Raw genomic sequence first — 18,293 nt, forward strand, 5'->3', positions numbered from 1 at the left:
GCTGTATGTTTTTGATGAAAAAGACGGGGATGTTGTTGGGCGTACTGCTATTGGTAGGATGTGCAAAAGCACCGAAAACCATGTACGTATGGGGTGATTATCAGCAAACGCTTTATCAGTATTACCAGCAGGATAAAACCGGGCCACAAGAGCAGCTTCAGGCATTGCAAAAAGTGATTGAACAGGCCAAAGCTAAAGATAAACCGGTTCCTCCGGGTTTGCATGCACAAATGGGGCTGCTTTACAGCAAGGTTGGTAATATCGAAGATGCTTTCCAGCAGTTTGAAATAGAGAAAAATTTATTTCCTGAATCAGCGCCTTACATGGATTTTCTGTTAAGCAAAAATAAGGGAGTGAAATAATGAATCGTTTTCTGGGGGCAATTGGCGCCTTATTATTGCTGGTTCTGTCAGGATGTGTCCAACATAAACCGTATGACTATTCAGCATTGAGGGAAAGTAAACCTAAATCCATTCTGGTACTGCCTGCGGTCAATAAATCGGTGGAAGTACAGGCTTCCGGTAGTTTGCTGTCTCAAGTGGCTTATCCGCTGGCAGAGTCCGGTTATTATGTTTATCCCGTTGCTGTAGTTGAAGAAACATTTCGTCAAAATGGCGTGACAGAGGCACAAGATATCCATAATCTCAGTTATAAAAAACTGTATGACATTTTTGGTGCGGATTCCGCTCTTTACCTGGATATCACACAATACGGCACGCAATACCAAATTATTAACAGTGATACTCGTGTTAGTGCAACAGCCCGTTTAGTGGATTTGCGTACAGGTAAACAACTGTGGAATGGTATTGCGACGGCATCTTCCACAGAAAATGATAATTACTCTAGCGGTGGTCTGGTCGGTATATTGATATCGGCTGCTATCTCTCAAATCGCGAATACCATTACGGACAGAAGCCATGACATTGCAGGCATTACCACTAATCGTCTGTTAAGTGCAGGTGGATATGGTCACTTACTGTATGGCCCACGTTCTGAATTCTATGGCAAAGAAAAGTTATAACTTTTGATTGAAACAACTTTTAATTGAAATAAAAAATGCCGCAATTCTACGCGGCATTTTATAGTTAAATCAGACATCCAGTCGCTTGGTCTGCCATTTTTTAGACTTCCAGCGCCATGCGTTAACTAACCCACGGACCCACTCATCGCAGAAGAACCCTATCCAAATTCCCAGAATTCCCATCTCCATCGTTATTCCCAGGAAATAACCGACAGGAATGGAGATGCCCCACATGAAAATTATTGCGGTATAGAGTGGGAAACGGGCATCACCGGAAGCGCGCAAGGCATTGACCATCACAATATTGAAGGTACGCCCTGGCTCCAAAAAGACGGAGAGCAGGAACAGCGGCAACAGAAGCCCGATAATCTTCTTATCTTCCGTCATAAGCTCAAGAAGCGGCTCCCGGAAAATCCAGAACGCCAATACGACGCCGATTGTGACGATAACGCCGATTTTCAAGCTCTTGATACCGCGAATATAGGCATCTTCAAAGCGTTTTGCGCCAACAAGGTGACCCACCATAATCTCATTACCAATACTGGTAGAGATACCGAACAACATAATGAACAGAGATAACTGGAAATAAAGCGTCTGTGCAGCCAGAGAAGTTTCCCCCATCAGGCCGATAAACGCTTGTGCGGTCATATATTGCAGAATCCATACCAGATTTTCACCGGCGGCTGGTAAGCCGATGTGCAGGATTTTGCTCAACATATTCTTAGACCAATACACAAGCAGCTTAGGCTCAAACTTGATTCTCAAGCCACAGAACAGCAATCCACAGAGTAAAATAACGGCAACAGTACGACCAAATACGGTAGACCACGCCACACCTTCCAGCCCATATTGAGGCAGTCCGAAGAACCCATACAGAACGATCATGTTACCGACAATCGTCAGCAAGTTGGCAATCAGCGTGACATACATCGCCGCTTTCGCTTTACCATAAACCCGCAAACAGGCAGCCAAAATAATCGAAATAGCTTCAGGTATCAGACAGATACCAAGAACATGCAGATAAGCAAACCCATCCTCCATCAAATTTTCGGGCAGGTTCATGATATGCAGGATCTTATAACCAAAGAAAATCGTGATCAGCGCACAACTGAAACCCAGTAATAAATTGAATGCAATAGAGATATGAATCGCTTGACTGGCTTTATCACGCTTCCCTGATCCCAGATATTGTGCAATGACAACACTGCAACCTACACTAATGAAATTGAAAATCGTAATGAAGAGATCAAAAACATGATTACCCACTCCCATCGCGGCGAGATAAGAAGAAGAAATATGGCTGACCATGTACGTATTAATTAATAACGTCGCCATATGCAGAAAGATATCAATGAAAATCGGCCAGCTTAACGAGAAAAGCGAACGATCAACAACATCAGACTGATGCATTGTAAAACCTATTTATTAGAAGTGGAATGAAAGGACTTTTTGTGGTGTGACCTACCCAGAAAGCGTAGAGGATTTTACAGGGTTTATTGATGAATTGATAGGCAGAATAGGTGATTTATCTCTATGGTTTTGTGAGGAATTTGGTCGGATAGAAAAGCCCCTGCGGTGATGACCGCAGGGGAGGCCGCATCAGTAGATATGAAGTGACCCCCAATGTTGGTTGCCCAACTATTGGGGGGGCACTTCATGGAGATAGGCTCTTAATATCAGCTTTTATTAATTTTCCTGATTTTAGAAGAATGATTGTTGTTATCAATGAGCCTTATAGGGTTTACTAATATCAGCCATTAACATTGGCATCAATAATAATCCCATGATTACGGCCGCAAGAGTCAGTAAGGCAAACATACCTGTCCAATAATAATGTTCAATGACTTGGCTTAATGGCCAGCCAGCGATTGCTGCACCAAAATAGGCGTATAATCCCAAATACCCAGTTACTGTCCCTGCTGCTTTTTTATGGCAATATTCAGTTGCTGCTAGTCCTATCAGCATCTGTGGGCCAAATACAAAGAAGCCAACACTAAAAATACAGGCATCTAATAATGTGCAATTGTTGATGGGAACTAACCAAAGAGCGGTGACGGAAAAGAAGAGACCGAGTGAAAACAATAAAATCACAGGGGCACGTTGACTCCGAAACAGTAAATCTGATCCCCATCCAGCACAAAGGGCACCCAGCAATCCTCCTAGTTCAAATAGTGAAAGAGTCGCATTGGCACTAAGTAAATTAGCTCCGTGCTTTTCTGATAACCATAGACTTCCCCAGTCATTAATCGCTATTCGAATGAAATAGACGAGAATATAGGAAAAACCGAGAAGCCAGATTGTACGGTTGAACAAAATTGTCTTTTGTAAAATTTGTATTATTGGCATTGGTGGAGATAACTGTTCTTGTCGCAATTCCATAGCATCTTGTCGCCAGTGTCCAACGCTGGGCAAACCGTGTTCTTGTGGAATACCTCGTATTTTCCTGAATAACCAAATTCCAATCATAATACTAATCATGCCAGGCACGAGTAGTGCAGCACGCCAACCATAATGTGTTGCTAAAAGTGCGGACAATAATGGGAGAAAAATACCACTTATATTGATGGACATATTCCAACATCCCCACCAAAAACCTCGTTCATTACGGGAATACCAGTAAGTGAGAAGTCGTGCACATGTTGGCCATCCCCACCCCTGAAAAAAGCCATTCAGCGTCCAAACAAACAATAATGCGGACAGTGATGAACAAAATGTAAAAATAATGTTCAGGACCCCGGTCATGAATAATCCCAGACCCATGAACCAGCGATAACCGGTATTATCATGAAAAATACCAGAAAAAAACTTTGAACTGCCATAAGCGAGGTAAAATAAACTGGCTATCCATCCAATGTCATTTTTATCAAGTTCTAATTCTATCTGCATGGCTGGCATAACCACATTCAGGCTCTTTCGAGTCAAGTAAAATGCGGCATATCCTATAATCATTGACATTAGTAAGTGGCTTCGCCAATAACGGTAATTTTGCGAAATTTGCTCATGGCTGATGCTTTGCATAAGTGCCTCCATAAAAGAAAAATATAAAAATAATCGCTATATCTTTAATCGTTGGTTATTTAATGTCCTTATCTGAATTTATGGGTAAATACACAACGATATGAGTTCCTTGCTGATTATTGAGTCTCCAACTGCCGCCAATTGCCTGAACACGTTCTTCAACACCTTTAAGTCCAAATCCTGAAGTTTCTTGATCATTAAGGATACCAATCCCGTTATCGCTGATACGAAGTTCTATCTGATTTCCTTTTTGCCTCAATGTGATATTAATTTGATTGGCGTTGGCATGTTTACTGATATTGTTCAATAGCTCTTGAATCAGCCTATAAATAATGAGAGTGATGGTGCCATTATCAGGTGCATGGGGTAGCTGATAATCAAAATGGCAGAGGATGTTTTGTTCCTCGAATGCGAATTCATTTATTAGGTGAAGAATTGCCTGCTTAAGAGGCATTTCATCAAGTGCAGGTGGGCGAAGTTCACGTAGGAGTTGACGAGTCGTTTGATGGATCTGTTGGGAAAGATGGTTAATCTGTTCAGCAGATTTTTGGGCTAATGATACTTCTGAAGTACGTTTTATTAGCGTTGATTGGATTTGAATGGCCGTTATATTTTGCCCTATCGCATCATGAAGCTCTCTGGCAATATTTTTGCGAATATCTTCTTCGGCATGGACTAATTTTTGCAACAAGATATGGCGTGTTGATAGTTCTTTTTCTAATCGTTCGCGATAACGGTTTAAGTTATTGGCTAATTGCTTTTGATAGGTTAAACTTCCGGCCAATTGCTGCTGACGACTGATAGCAATACCAAGCCCTATCCCTAACAAAGCCTGAGTTGTTAAAAAAATCTCCAATTCCTGTAATGCACTGAATGAACCACTGAATTGGCGTGCAAACGTCACAACCAAACTTCCTAATAATGCAGAAAAAACACCTCCCTGCCAGCCATAACGGTAAGCCATAAAGACATTAGGAAGAAAGACCAGAATTGACAATGACCATTCTATTTCTAAATATAAAAGATATTGGCCACTTAATCCTAATAGGCTGAACAGAAAACACCACATCAGTAAGGATGTTTTTATCTGAGGATCAGATATATTGGCTGTAATATTATTATTTTTCCAGTATTGTTCATATAGATAAACGTAGATCAGATAAACAAATGGAGATAATAAAACACCTCCAGTTAAAGAAGTAAGGAAAATAAAGCGCGCTTTATCAGGCAATGAAATACTCAAACATAAGGCTTGTAAAAGGCTATTGACGATAACACCAGCCAGCAAGATAGAAAGTTGCTGCCAATACAAAGAATAATTCCACCATACTTTTTGAATGCCTGATGCTATGACGACACTAATTAATGGCGAAAATAGGATGATTGGATATAGAATAAATTGTTCGTTATTTAGCCATAGCAGGATGCCGATTTCACTAGCCAGAAGGATTGGAAGATAACGTCGCCATAGTAGCGCCATAAATACCAGCCGTATTCCCTGAGGTAAAAATAGTGTTGCTTGTTGGCCATCATTATAAAAGTAATAACTAATTGTCCATAATGTAATCCAAATCAGTGAATAAAAGAGCCAAAGGAACAGTGATTGCAAAATAAAGCGTGATTTTTCACTCATTTACTAACCCGTAATGATTTGATGTTGTAATGCGTAATGAACAAGTTCAATAGTGGAATCGCACTGCAATTTACTAAGAATATTGGCACGATGAACATGTACTGTTTTGGGGCTTAGCTCAAGTTGTTCAGCTATATCTTTTACGCTAACTCCATTGATTAACAAGTTAAAAACTTCTTTTTCCCGTGGGGTTAGTATTTGTAATGCGGTAACTTCTTGGGGTCTCTGACGCAGGGCCTTTAATGCGTCAGCACAGAGGTAAATTTCTCCTTTATGAACTGTTCGTACAGCTTGGATTAATTCTTCTGGCCCACAGCATTTTGTCAGATAGCCACGTGCGCCTGCGTCAAGTGCACTCTGTACCAGAGCCGCAGTGTCATGAATGCTGAGCATGATAGTACGAAAATTAGGGCATGCGGGGCGCAACCGTGCCAGAAGCTGTAAGCCACTTTCATTGGGCATGGAAATATCCATGATCACAATATCAATCGTCTTTATTAGTAAGTCTGACCATGCTTCACTAGTGCTACTGTATTGACCTACGATTATAATATCATCTTCAAGAGTCAATAATTGAGCAAAGCCTGAACGAACAACAACATGATCATCAATGAGGGCAATTTTTATCTTCATTTTACTGTTTGTTGTAGGATATTAATTATAAATTAAAATTATATATAATAATGTTCATAAAATAAAATTCATGCAAATAATTAAACAAAAAATGCTAGTTAGATAACAAATTTTATTGTAAAACAACTAAATTATATTACTTTTTGTTTTTTTTATTTTTAACTGTTGTTTTTATATACTCAGGAATACTAATTAATTTTTATTTAATTAACTATTAAGAGGTGGAGAATGGGTTTAATTACTTTTATTGGTTTTTTTTGCTTTTTAAAATGGAACTAATAAATGCAAAAAACAAATTAAACTATATATACAGTTATTTCCATTGTTTTATTTTATATGTTATTTTTTTGTATCTAGCAGAGTTAAATTTTCATTATGATTCTTTTATTAGCGGGATTATGCTGAAATGAAATTATTTTTTCAATAGTCACATATCTTTACCTTCAGGTTAAGCTACATCATCAACACCAGTATCAGTAAATTTTACTAGATATGTATTGTTAGGTTTTAATCATTATTACTCCTTAATATTTATAACCGTATTTAAGTAGCTTTATGTATAGGAGTGCGTTACTATATTATTTAATCTTCATTGGAGTATCGTATGTATGATGTGGATTAATATTATTACTGATATAAATAAATTTATCTAAGTGAGAAAAGCTACCGCCATTATAAAATAATTTTATTCAATCGCTTGTAGTATTATTTTTATATGCAAAGGTAAGTGAGATGTAAATATTATATCGCTTTGTATATTAAGTAATTGTGATTTTTCATTTAAAACAATTAAATATTCAAATATTTTTTATCATATAAAACAATATAACTCTATTATCAAAGAAGTTTTGTTTTTTTAATCATGATTTTTTCTGAAAGATTCCACATGCAAAAGTAAAGGAGGTTTTACAGATGAAAGCTCTTATTGTAATCGACATGTTGAATGATTTTGTAACAGGTGCTCTCGCCAATGAAGAAAGCGCGATGAAAATTATTCCTGTGATCCAACGGACGATCAACTATGCCAGAGGCCGGAATGATTGGCTGGTGGTGTATGCCAATGATGCTCATTGTGCAAGTGATCGTGAAATAGGTATTTGGGGAAAACATGCGTTAGCAGGAACGAAGGGCGCTGAAGTTGTCGCGGAATTGGCTCCGATTGGCGCAGATCGGGAAATTATTTCTCCCAAGCATTTTTATAGCGCTTTTGATGGGACTGATCTGGAAGAAGTTTTAAAGCAATATGGTGTCAAAGAAGTTGTCTTGACTGGGCAACATACCCATTGTTGTGTCCAGCATACAGCCTATGGCGCATTTATCCGAGGTTATGATATCAAAGTATTGTCAGATGCTGTTTGCGTGTTTCCGGGGGTTGATCAGAATAGCGCCCTTAACTATTTAAAAAATATGTATAATGCTGAAATTATAACGAATGCTGAGTTAGGTGTTCCGTCAGAATAGGGTAGTCAGACCTTCATCGAAATGGAGTTTAATGACTGGCAGATTAATTTTCTGCCAGTCAAATAAGTTAGATAGAGCGCGAATATTTATAGATCAGGTAAATTCCTGCCGTAATAAATTTCCTGTATCTCTTTTTTAAGTAAGCGAGTGATCTCTTTCTTTTCCATTTCGCTTAATTCTTCTGCTGTGGTATTGAATAAATACTCATTAAGATCAAATTCTTTCAACATCATTTTGGTATGGAAAAGGTTTTCCTGAAAAATATTTACATCCAGCATATGGTACTGAGATTGGATCTCTTCTGTCACATAATTCTGAATGGAATTAATTTCATGGTCTATATAGAGTTTTACGCCACTGATATCCCGGGTAAAACCACGAACACGGTAATCCATCGTCACAATGTCAGATTCCAATTCATGGATCAGATAATTTAGTGTCTTAAGAGGGGAAATTACACCACAAGTTGATACCTCAATATCTGCCCTGAAGGTACATATACCGCCATCTGGGTGACTTTCTGGGTAGGTGTGTACACAAATGTGGCTTTTGTCTAAATGGGCAACGACAGAATCAGGAAGCGGGCCTGGATTTTCTGTATTATCCACTAAATTAGGGTCAATGGGTTCTTCACTAATCAGAATGGTAACGCTCGCTCCTTGTGGGTCATAATCTTGGCGAGCAATATTAAGAATGTTTGCACCAATGATTGAACAGGTTTCACTGAGAATCTCAGTCAGGCGAGTCGCATTATACTGTTCATCAATGTACGCGATATAACTGTCGCGATCGGCATTTGTTTTTGCATAACAGATGTCATAAATACAAAAACTTAAGCTTTTTGTGAGATTGTTAAAGCCGTGCAATTTCAGTTTGCGCAATTTAATTCACCTCCCGGCTAATGGGGGATTATTGGTTTCCAGACAGTGCATTCAGTAAGTATTGTGGTAATGCAAAACTTCCTGCATGTATGGCAGGTGTATAGTAACGGCAGGCTATGGCCGCACCTTCAAAACGTTGTTGCAGTGTTATCAAAGGCGCCTGACGCAAGGCAGAGTTTTGGGTTGCCCATGCAAACGTCATAATCCCACCATAATAGGTCGGAACGGCAGCCTGATAGAAACTGCTATCAGCAAAATAACGACTCAATTTTTTATGGCTATTGACGGCTTCATCCTGTTGCAGGAAACAGACGCCATTTTGGGCTACAAAAATACCGCTTTCATTTAAGCAGCGGGCACAGCCTTCATAGAACTCAGAGGTAAATAGGCTTTCACCCGGCCCGGTGGGATCGGTGCAGTCAGAAATAATGACATCAAATGTTTCAGATGTGGTTTTGACAAAACTAACACCGTCATCAATCACCAGTTTGAAACGAGGGTCGTCATAAGCCCCTGCGTTATGGTTTGGTAAGTATTGGCGGCAGAATTCAACCACACCAGCATCAATCTCTACCATTGTAATATTGTCGAGATAGTGATGACGACAGACTTCACGTAGCATTCCACCATCACCACCGCCAATGATTAAAACCTTTTTAGCTTGGCCGTGGGCAAATAATGGCACATGAGCCATCATTTCATGATAGATAAATTCATCGCGCTCTGTGGTTTGAACCACACCATCAAGCGCCATAATGCGACCTAACTCTGTATTTTCGAAAATGATTAAGTCTTGGTGCTCTGTTTTGTCATGATAAAGCACCTTTTCAACTGCAAAATATTGACCGAAATTGGAATGCAACGTTTCATACCAAATTTCTTTTTGTGACATGTCTAGGTATTTCTCCATTGTGATGTTCCCAGGAATTGGGCGCACATAATAGCCAACTATTAACCTAGTTGCACCGCGAAATTGACTTATAGAGAGATTTTGTTAGGGAACTATTTTACATAGGCGAGTAGGCTAAGAGAACGTCGAGCAAGAGAACGACATTTAACTTCATGAGGTAAGTTAATTTCCTTTAAGTCGTTATAACCTAATTGATTCAGTTCCTCCATTAACTGACCATCATAGTTACTGAGATCCCAATTCTGGCGTTGGGCAAAATAGATAATTGTGCGCCTGATTTCACGATCTGGGATCTGGCTATAGCCACAGTCATATTTCAGGTAAATATAGACCGCAGTTAAATCAGCAAGATTTTCAGCTTCACTTTCAGACAGGGCTTTTGCGGGTTGCGCAAAACCGAACAGAACCAGAATGTAAGTCAATAAGGTAATTTTTTGCATAATTTCTATTATACTGATTTTCTACCGTTTTACTTAAATTAACATATTAATATCTGTGTTAGCCAAACTTAATTTACTTAATGTTGGGAAAATTGCCATTTTTTCTGCCAATAAAAAAATTTAATTGAGCATTAACGAATAGGGTTTGTTCTGATGGCATAGAGTGTTATTTTATGCGCTTGGTGAACTTATGGTATTGAGCGGTGTATAAATAATCACATTTATCATTGGGTTTGTATTGTGATTATTTAAAATAAAATCAATGGGTTATATTGATGAAGAAACATATTGTAGAAGCAAAAGACATCGTGTTTTTATGCTATTACGCGCTTTCATTATCCTGCCTTTTTATCCTATGATATCAATCAAATAGACTACTTTTGTGTTTGAGTGTTTATGCGTCTTTTTTGACTGTTGCAATGAACGGTGTATCACTCAAAAGTCATGTTTTGAGGTAAGGAAATGGCGGGTACAAACAAGCTAAGTGACAAAAAGCTAAAAGCTCTTTTAGGGGCTGAGAGAAATGCTCCGGCTATGTTTGCAGATGGTGAAGGATTAAGTGTTAAAGCCTCCAAAGGTGGACAACTAAGTTGGGTATTTGCATATCGTCATGGTGGGCGAGGCAGTCGCTTAGAGCGTCTAACTCTGGGGCGTTATCCTGACATTTCCCTAAAAGTGGCAAGGGAAAAACGCGATCAGTGTAGAAGATGGCTGGCGGAAGGTTTCGATCCCCGGACAGAATTCGAATTAGGTAAAGAAGAAACACTAAAGCCTGTAACTATAGAGGACGCATTAGAATATTGGCTGGTGCATAGACTGTTTCGATGAAATAAGTGAAAAACAGCCTATGACCTCTGGGAGAATGTTTCAGATTTCAAAGCAAGCATTAAGGTTTTGCAAAGTCCGACGTTATGCCACAAGTGACGCTTTAGCTATTCTCACCATTCAAGACGTAGGATAACCAGCAGGGCAGCGTGATCGCGTTTTGTCTGATTCTGAGTTAACCGATGTCTGGCGTTGCACATATGGCAATGAGCAGCATCCGTACTATTTGAGGTTATTAAAAATCCTAGTTTTGTTTGGTGCTCGGACGATGGAAGTAAGGCTTTCTCGCTGGCCTGAGTGGGATTTTGAATCATGGATATGGACAGTACCTAAAGAGCATAGCAAAACCCGTGAAAAAATAGTGCGCTCAATTCCTGAGGCGATTAGACCTTGGCTGATGAAGTTAAAAAAAGAAACGGGTAAATCAGGGTTATTATTGGGTGAAGATCGAACTCGTGCATCAGTATCATTAAAAGGACGCAGGCTCTATAAAGATTTCAAACACTCAGAACCGTGGACATTGCACGATTTACGCCGAACATTTTCAACAGGGTTGAATAATATTGGCATATTCGCCAGCGTTTCAAGCGTACAGGGCAGGGAACCCTGCTTTGCCTCAACGCACTGAGCTATTCGGGCGAGCGTCAGGGGCTTTGCGCTGGCCGCTTCGACCGCAGTGGCAATCATTTCAGGCGTCATGGCGAGATACCGGTCTCCGGCATGACCGCCTAATAACCCCGCTATCCCGGAATTGTGCCATGTGTGAACCCAGTTGTAGATAACCCGGAGACTGCATCCTATCTCAGCGGTGATCTGGGACGGCTTGACGCCTCTGGCAAGCATGAGCAAACCCGTTTCTCGCGTACGGACGTCCCGGTGTGGGTGATTCAAGGCCAGTTGTTGCAATGTAACTCGTTCAGACTCAGAAAGTGTTATCTTCGATTTCATAAGAACAGGTGGAAAATCGGGTTATCGATTATAACAGTAATGCAGATAATTTATCTTATTAACTTAATTACCGTAAATCCAGATGTAGCAAGGCTTTCAGAGGATTGCGCACAGGGTGCATAACTGAGAGGATGAAAAAGATTTATAGGGGGCTATCTCTGGTAGGAAGACTAAATTTCCTAATTTTAAGTGATCATTGTTCTTGTTTAAGAGAGTAATTAGCGTATAAAAATATTTTTATGTCTTGATATACATCAACACATAATTAAAATTATCAGTTTAAATATCTCACTAAGAACTATCTTAAAAAATATTATTTCAGATAATAATTATCAAAATCACTCAAAGTAATATATAACTCTTGTTAAGTTATAGTGTTTTTAATTTCTAAGTTATATTTTTTATCATTGTCATTTTGTTTTATAGTAAATTATGAATGCGGCTATTGACAAACAAGAGAATAGTTATATATTTCGGATTGAATAAATAACAAACACAAGGAAAGGAAATGGCTAACATTATTTACATGACCTTAAACGGCAAAAAGCAAGGGTTGATATCAGCAGGTTGTTCAACCTATGATTCAATAGGTAATAAATATCAAGAAGAAAATAAAGATAAAATATTGGTTTACTCTATAGATCACGATATCAGTAGAGAACAGAATGTAAATCACCAACCTATAATAATAACGAAGCCAATAGATAAATCATCGCCATTATTAGGAGTTTCAATATCAAATAATGAGCATTTAGATTGTCTGCTTGATATATATAGGAATAGTTCAGCCGGGGGATTAGAAAAATTTTACTCTATCAAATTAACGAATGCCACTATAAAAAACATCTCCAGCCATTATCCTAATTCACTAAGCCATAATGATATGCAACCATATGAAAGTATAACAATTTCATATGATAGCATAACATGGACACATCACATCGCTGGTACATCAGGCTACAGTATAAGAGAAGAGAATGTATTTTAATTCTTCTCAACTAAAAACAAAATGGTACGGTCAGTATCATTTTGTTTTATCTGTATAAACAAATTCCCTTTACTCCAAGATTCGCTTCCATTTGTATTCCAATATGCGTTTATATCTTTTATATAACCTAATTTTTCAATATAATTTATTAATTCTACTTTACTATTTGGATTTACATTTGAAAATAGAATTGAATTAGCCATTGGTTTTACACCATCTGGTGAGTCATAGGATATAATGTAATCATTTGAAATAATAGGAATGTTTTTAACTTCATCAAAGGTAAATAAATTATACCTAATAAAGTCATTTTTTGTATATGAAAAATGATTATCTACAAATAAAATAGGGATAGTAAAAATCAGCCCTAAAAAAAACAGAGCTATAAATGTAATTTTAGTAATCTTATTCAAGTTCAATCCCCACATCTCTTACTGCATGTATGTTATATCCTGTTCTATCTTCAATATGTATTAGCAAATGACTCCTATCTATATCAGTGATCGGTGATATAGTATTAAGAAATGTAGGCAAGGAAGAATAATATGGTCTAGCATTATTAGGGTATTTTTTGGGATCAGGGAACAATAAAGGCTTAAACATTTTATTTTTATACTTTCCTATAGCGCCATAATAATCCCATCTTTTTAGTGCATCTTCTTTACTTATAGGTTGAAGCTGAGGTAAATAATCAATTCCATTTATAGCCTGATAAAAACCAAGTAGATTTGAAACCAAGTCCTCACCACTGTACCCACTATCTGTATACCAATTAAAGGGAAATGAATCTTGATGCGCTTCAAATAGATGAGTGGTATACATCATAATAGTAAGTGCAACTCTCTTTTTATCATTTAAAGATAATCCTCTTCTAACCCTCCATCTTGTTATTTTAGATGTGCCATATTTTAATCCAAGACCCATGTATTGTGTGTATTTAATGGTAAAGTATGATTCTTTAGTATCATCACCTGAGTTTATAGCAGCCATTAACATTCTGGCATCATTACCTTTTGAATGCCCAGTATCTACCCACCCTAATTTTTCAGTATAAACTAACCGTCCTTCTATTACATCACTTCTACTACTCATGAAAACTCCTGTAATTTAGTTAAGTACACCATAAAATTTTAGGTATATGATAATACGCAAAATTATTAAGTTACTGCCTATAGAAACGTTTTAACAAGAAGTTACTGTTTTATTACCTGACACCAAACAATAAGTTTCTATAGAGTATAGATAATATAATTACATAGTAGATTAGTAAATCCCAATCTCACTTTTTAGTAAGTGACGTATTTTAAATATAAATTCACTCTAAGCATCAGTCTGTATCAAAAATATTAAATGAGACTAGTTTTAAATGGTGATTGTAATTTTCAAAAACTACTAGCTTTGCATTATTACCTAATATTTACTTTCCAGTAATAAGACATTCATTAATATTGGTAAAATTTAATTACATTATTACTGCCTAAGTAAAAATATCTTACACAAAATTACTTTCTAAATTAGGTGTGAAATGATAGTTGTGTGCTTACTCAACAGAGTCAGAGTCCTTTCATTACTTTTCATAGCGTTAAAAAATTATTTATTGGAAAAATAAATAAACCAAAAGCACATGAAAAAATTACTCGAACTACGCCAACAAAAAGCCGATTTAACCCAACAAATGTGTTCGCTGCTTCTCACTAGTAGGGATACCAATTAACAGCCATTTCAATAACTCCCGACGAAATACACCGCAATCTCTCCATAAGATCGAAACGTTCAGCGTACCAACCTACTCACTGACGACGATTTTTGTCGATAGACGTTCATCTAAGCTCGGCTTCCTCTTTTACCGCAATCGATACCTTCTGGTATACTCCGCAAATATTTTGTTCTCATGTTTTCTTATGTGTCCGTTTTTGTGCGATTAACTGTATATCACTCGGTGTATCAATATTGGTGATTTATTACATAATTAAAGATGAGTTTATTGTTTTAAAACAAATAGGTATGTGAAAATTGAAACATATTGTAGAAGTGATGATCTCCGAACAGGAGGTTAAGCAACGTATTGCTGAGCTGGGGCAACAGATTACCGAACATTATCGTAAGAGCGATCGTGAACTCGTGTTGGTCGGCTTGCTGAAAGGGTCATTTATCTTTATGGCGGATTTATGCCGTGAAGTACAGGTTCCTCACGAAGTGGACTTCATGACCGCATCCAGCTATGGCAATGAGATGAGTTCTACCCGCGATGTGAAAATCCTCAAAGATCTGGATGAAGACATTCGTGGCAAAGATGTGTTGATCGTTGAAGATATTATCGATTCAGGCAATACACTGAACAAAATCCGTGAGATTCTGGGGCTGCGTGAACCAAATTCACTGGCGATTTGTACTTTGCTGAACAAACCATCCCGTCGTGAGGTTGATGTCCCCGTTGAGTGGATTGGTTATTCGATTGAAGATAAGTTTGTCGTTGGTTATGGCATTGATTATGCCCAGCGTTATCGTCACCTGCCTTATATCGGGCACGTTACCTTATTGGAAGATTGATTTTTGCGGTAATTTTAAGTAATCAGTCGAGTTATTAGCAAGTGGCAGCAAAAGGCTGCCATTTGTTTTTTAGATTAGCCTGTTATTTGGCTTGAGACAATTTGGAGATAGCCTGGCGATAATTAAGTTCGAGTTTCTCGCGGCTATCCGCCGTAATATCCAGATCGTGTAATTCACCGTCTTTTAAACCATATACCCAACCGTGGATCATCACCTTCTGACCACGTTTCCACGCAGATTGCATAATGGTAGAGTGGCCGAGGTTGTAAACCTGTTCAATGACATTCAATTCACACAGGCGGTTCAGTCGATCATTAGGCGGCAATTCGCCAAGCATCGAACTGTGCTTGTACCACAAATCCCGGATGTGGAGCAGCCAGTTATTGATTAAGCCCAGTTCAGTGCCATCCACAGCAGCTTCGATACCACCACAGCCGTAGTGACCGCAGATAATGATGTGCTCAACCTGTAGGACATCAACAGCATATTGTACAACGGATAAACAGTTTAGATCGGTATGAATAACAAGGTTTGCAACGTTTCGGTGAACAAAAAGATCGCCTGGTGCAGCATCAATCAGTTTTTCAGCAGGTACTCGGCTATCAGAACAGCCTATCCACAGGAAATGGGGTTTTTGTGCCTTTGATAATTCGTTGAAAAAAAGTGGATTTTCTTCATTTACGGACTTTGACCACTGTTTGTTCCTGGCAAACAGCTCTTCAATTTTTCTCATCATAACTAATAGCCTGACAACGTTTTTGAGATAGAATCATATACAACATTAATTGAGAATTTAATATTTAATTGAAGAATGTTTTTTATTTGATCCCTGTCATTGCTAAGAAAGGCGGGAAGAATCATGGCAAGATTTTCATCTTGCACTCAAAGATAGCAAAGAATAAAGGTATTTTTTACTTATGGCTTACGCATTAGAGTTAACGCAGCTCACTAAAACTTATGAAAGTGGGGTGAAAGCGCTGCGGGGGATTGATTTGCATGTAGAAGCTGGCGATTTCTACGCGCTTTTGGGGCCAAATGGTGCAGGGAAATCCACTACGATTGGTATTATTAGTTCTTTGGTCAATAAAAGTAGCGGTAAGGTTAAGGTATTTGACTACGATATTGATACAGATATCGTGAATGCCAAACGTCAGCTTGGTCTTGTTCCTCAGGAATTTAATTTTAATCAATTTGAAACGGTGATTCAGATAGTACTGAATCAGGCGGGATATTATGGCGTTCCGCGCGATGTTGCACAGGACAGGGCTAAAATCTACCTTACTCAATTGGATCTGTGGGAAAAGCGCAACGAACGGGCTATTCGTTTGTCCGGCGGCATGAAACGTCGTTTGATGATTGCCCGTGCTTTGATGCATCAGCCAAAATTGCTGATCCTTGATGAACCTACAGCGGGAGTGGATATTGAACTGCGCCGATCCATGTGGGAGTTTTTGAGAGAATTGAATGCGCAGGGAACCACGATCATTCTGACGACGCATTATCTGGAAGAAGCTGAAATGCTGTGTCGCAATATTGGTATCATCCAGCATGGTGAACTGGTAGAAAATACCAGTATGAAAAGCCTGCTCAGTCAGCTTGAACGTGAAACTTTCTTGCTTGATTTAGAGCTTAAAGGAACAGTACCTATCGTTGATGGTTATGATTATCGTCTGGTTGATGCTGCCACGTTGGAAGTTGATGTAAAACGTGGACAGGGGCTGAATGATATTTTTTCCCAGCTAAGTACGCAGGGCATTCAAATTAGCAGTATGCGCAATAAAGCGAATCGCTTGGAAGAGTTGTTTGTTGGGTTGACCAATAATAATCAAGGAGATAGATAATGATCCAGTTGTACTGGGTGGCTCTGAAAACCATTTGGCTTAAGGAAATCACTCGTTTTGGTCGTATTTGGGTGCAGACATTATTACCGCCTATAATCACCATGTCTCTGTATTTCGTTATATTCGGCAATCTGGTGGGTTCTCGTATTGGTGAAATGGGCGGGGTGGGTTACATGCAGTTTATTGTGCCCGGGCTGATAATGATGTCAGTGATCACCAACTCTTACGCGAATGTCTCTTCGTCTTTCTTTGGCGCCAAATTTCAGCGCAGTATCGAAGAAGTACTGGTTGCTCCGGTTCCAACCCATGTCATCATTGCTGGATTCGTTGGCGGTGGGGTAGCCCGTGGTGTATGTGTTGGCATTCTGGTGACATTGGTTTCCTTATTGTTTGTACCGTTACAGATACATTCATGGGGCATGGTAGTGATTACTTTGCTGGCGACGTCTATTTTGTTTTCTCTGGCAGGGCTGTTGAATGCTATTTTTGCGAAAACGTTTGATGATATCAGCATCATACCAACCTTTGTCTTGACACCACTGACTTATCTGGGAGGCGTATTTTATTCCCTTACCCTGTTACCAACCTTCTGGCAAATCGTGTCAAAACTTAACCCGATTGTCTATATGGTTAGTGGTTTCCGTTATGGTTTTTTGGGTATTGCGGATGTCTCTCTGACGATGACATTAGGTATGTTGAGTATCTTTATTATTGTATTTTATTTTCTGGCTTGGTATTTAATTGAATCTGGCCGGGGGTTAAGAACATAACAACCGAAATTAACCACTCCGCCGTTGATGATGGTGGAGTGGGGTGATAATAATAGCGAGTGGCGGATTCACATAATAAGCTAATCACCATAATTACTATGATACAAGTGCAACACCGTTACTCTGGAAGTAAACATATCCGTATTCCTTTAAATAATTCATTCAGTGTCTTACTATCTCGTGTTTTTTGGTGATGATTATTTGATCGGTTTACAACTAAAGCCCCGCCCGCGATACACCTGCAAGGGCAATGGCTTAAACAGGCCGGGTTTGATATTGGCGGCACACTGACTGTCAAGATTATGGGCGGTTGTTTGGTGCTGCTCTCCGGCAGTGACGACACCAAAATCTATTAAGCTACAGTACCAGCGCCA

Annotated in this window: 19 protein-coding genes and 1 pseudogene; 9 read left to right on the plus strand and 11 right to left on the minus strand. The window is 38.8% G+C overall.

Annotated features, from left to right (window positions below; all coding sequences use genetic code 11):
- Positions 1-5: 5 nt before the first annotated feature.
- Together Xenpb_RS07445 and Xenpb_RS07450 are read left to right on the plus strand one after the other, a co-directional pair.
- Entirely contained in the window at positions 6-362 is a 357-nt protein-coding gene (locus tag Xenpb_RS07445) for a DUF4810 domain-containing protein (protein ID WP_047962592.1), read from the plus strand.
- The gene (locus Xenpb_RS07450; protein WP_187653750.1) at positions 362-1,021 is read left to right on the plus strand and encodes a DUF799 domain-containing protein; all 660 of its coding nucleotides are present in this window, start codon (positions 362-364) and stop codon (positions 1,019-1,021) included. Before Xenpb_RS07445 ends, Xenpb_RS07450 begins: the two co-directional genes overlap by 1 nt.
- A 69-nt stretch (positions 1,022-1,090) precedes the next feature.
- Here the strand turns inward: Xenpb_RS07450 and Xenpb_RS07455 are convergent, their stop codons facing one another.
- The 4 genes from Xenpb_RS07455 to Xenpb_RS07470 all read right to left on the minus strand — a co-directional run bounded on the left by Xenpb_RS07455 (position 1,091) and on the right by Xenpb_RS07470 (position 6,305).
- A complete protein-coding gene (locus tag Xenpb_RS07455) occupies positions 1,091-2,431 on the minus strand; it encodes an MATE family efflux transporter (protein WP_187653751.1) in 1,341 nt (446 codons plus the stop codon).
- 312 nt (positions 2,432-2,743) lie between these two features.
- The gene (gene uhpC, locus Xenpb_RS07460; protein WP_187653753.1) at positions 2,744-4,051 is read right to left on the minus strand and encodes an MFS transporter family glucose-6-phosphate receptor UhpC; all 1,308 of its coding nucleotides are present in this window, start codon (positions 4,049-4,051) and stop codon (positions 2,744-2,746) included.
- A gap of 43 nt (positions 4,052-4,094) precedes the next feature.
- A complete protein-coding gene (locus Xenpb_RS07465) occupies positions 4,095-5,672 on the minus strand; it encodes an MASE1 domain-containing protein (RefSeq protein ID WP_187653754.1) in 1,578 nt (525 codons plus the stop codon).
- A gap of 3 nt (positions 5,673-5,675) precedes the next feature.
- Positions 5,676-6,305, minus strand: coding sequence for a response regulator transcription factor (locus Xenpb_RS07470; protein ID WP_187653755.1), 630 nt, complete (start codon positions 6,303-6,305; stop codon positions 5,676-5,678).
- Positions 6,306-7,217: 912 nt separating this feature from the next.
- Here Xenpb_RS07470 and Xenpb_RS07475 point away from each other — a divergent pair.
- Positions 7,218-7,766 carry a cysteine hydrolase family protein gene (locus Xenpb_RS07475; RefSeq protein WP_187653756.1) on the plus strand — a complete coding sequence of 183 codons (549 nt, stop codon included), beginning with the start codon at positions 7,218-7,220 and terminating at the stop codon, positions 7,764-7,766.
- An 86-nt stretch (positions 7,767-7,852) separates the two neighbouring features.
- Here Xenpb_RS07475 and speD read toward each other — a convergent pair whose 3' ends face one another.
- The 3 genes from speD to Xenpb_RS07490 form a co-directional block, all read right to left on the minus strand.
- The gene (speD, locus tag Xenpb_RS07480) at positions 7,853-8,653 is read right to left on the minus strand and encodes an adenosylmethionine decarboxylase (RefSeq protein WP_187653865.1); all 801 of its coding nucleotides are present in this window, start codon (positions 8,651-8,653) and stop codon (positions 7,853-7,855) included.
- Positions 8,654-8,675: 22 nt separating this feature from the next.
- Complete coding sequence (gene speE / locus Xenpb_RS07485; RefSeq protein WP_187653757.1) at positions 8,676-9,539, minus strand: polyamine aminopropyltransferase; 864 nt, start codon at positions 9,537-9,539, stop codon at positions 8,676-8,678.
- Between the two features lie 110 nt (positions 9,540-9,649).
- On the minus strand, positions 9,650-9,997 hold the full coding sequence (locus Xenpb_RS07490) for a YacC family pilotin-like protein (RefSeq protein ID WP_099113389.1): 348 nt from the start codon (positions 9,995-9,997) through the stop codon (positions 9,650-9,652).
- Positions 9,998-10,459: 462 nt separating this feature from the next.
- Between Xenpb_RS07490 and Xenpb_RS07495 the strand changes: the two are divergent.
- Positions 10,460-11,393 (plus strand): annotated as a pseudogene (locus tag Xenpb_RS07495) (tyrosine-type recombinase/integrase); the annotation flags it as partial.
- Here the strand turns inward: Xenpb_RS07495 and Xenpb_RS07500 are convergent.
- Positions 11,309-11,770 carry a helix-turn-helix domain-containing protein gene (locus Xenpb_RS07500; protein WP_255523068.1) on the minus strand — a complete coding sequence of 154 codons (462 nt, stop codon included), beginning with the start codon at positions 11,768-11,770 and terminating at the stop codon, positions 11,309-11,311. The pseudogene Xenpb_RS07495 and the gene Xenpb_RS07500 sit on opposite strands and share 85 nt — an antisense overlap.
- Positions 11,771-12,278: 508 nt before the next feature.
- Between Xenpb_RS07500 and Xenpb_RS07505 the strand changes: the two genes are divergently transcribed.
- Entirely contained in the window at positions 12,279-12,758 is a 480-nt protein-coding gene (locus Xenpb_RS07505) for an Hcp family type VI secretion system effector (RefSeq protein ID WP_187653758.1), read from the plus strand.
- Here the strand turns inward: Xenpb_RS07505 and Xenpb_RS07510 are convergent.
- Positions 12,755-13,171, minus strand: a complete 417-nt coding sequence (locus tag Xenpb_RS07510) for a hypothetical protein (RefSeq protein ID WP_255523069.1) — start codon at positions 13,169-13,171, stop codon at positions 12,755-12,757. The two genes, Xenpb_RS07505 and Xenpb_RS07510, sit on opposite strands and share 4 nt — an antisense overlap.
- Positions 13,164-13,850 carry a hypothetical protein gene (locus Xenpb_RS07515; RefSeq protein ID WP_187653760.1) on the minus strand — a complete coding sequence of 229 codons (687 nt, stop codon included), beginning with the start codon at positions 13,848-13,850 and terminating at the stop codon, positions 13,164-13,166. Before Xenpb_RS07515 ends, Xenpb_RS07510 begins: the two co-directional genes overlap by 8 nt.
- A gap of 921 nt (positions 13,851-14,771) precedes the next feature.
- Between Xenpb_RS07515 and hpt the strand changes: the two genes are divergently transcribed.
- Positions 14,772-15,308, plus strand: a complete 537-nt coding sequence (gene hpt / locus Xenpb_RS07520) for a hypoxanthine phosphoribosyltransferase (protein ID WP_187653761.1) — start codon at positions 14,772-14,774, stop codon at positions 15,306-15,308.
- Positions 15,309-15,390: 82 nt separating this feature from the next.
- Here the strand turns inward: hpt and can are convergent, their stop codons facing one another.
- Positions 15,391-16,044, minus strand: coding sequence for a carbonate dehydratase (can, locus tag Xenpb_RS07525; RefSeq protein WP_187653762.1), 654 nt, complete (start codon positions 16,042-16,044; stop codon positions 15,391-15,393).
- A gap of 181 nt (positions 16,045-16,225) precedes the next feature.
- Between can and Xenpb_RS07530 the strand changes: the two genes are divergently transcribed.
- The 3 genes from Xenpb_RS07530 (at position 16,226) to Xenpb_RS19920 (ending at position 18,275) form a co-directional block, all read left to right on the plus strand.
- Positions 16,226-17,149, plus strand: a complete 924-nt coding sequence (locus tag Xenpb_RS07530) for an ABC transporter ATP-binding protein (protein WP_187653764.1) — start codon at positions 16,226-16,228, stop codon at positions 17,147-17,149.
- Complete coding sequence (locus Xenpb_RS07535) at positions 17,149-17,919, plus strand: ABC transporter permease (RefSeq protein WP_187653765.1); 771 nt, start codon at positions 17,149-17,151, stop codon at positions 17,917-17,919. The genes Xenpb_RS07530 and Xenpb_RS07535 overlap by 1 nt, the downstream gene beginning before the upstream one ends.
- 239 nt (positions 17,920-18,158) lie before the next feature.
- Positions 18,159-18,275: a SymE family type I addiction module toxin gene (locus tag Xenpb_RS19920; RefSeq protein ID WP_255523078.1), complete on the plus strand. Its 117-nt coding sequence runs from the start codon at positions 18,159-18,161 to the stop codon at positions 18,273-18,275.
- Positions 18,276-18,293 lie beyond the last annotated feature (18 nt).

This window comes from Xenorhabdus sp. PB62.4, from assembly GCF_014467285.1.
Lineage (GTDB): Bacteria > Pseudomonadota > Gammaproteobacteria > Enterobacterales > Enterobacteriaceae > Xenorhabdus.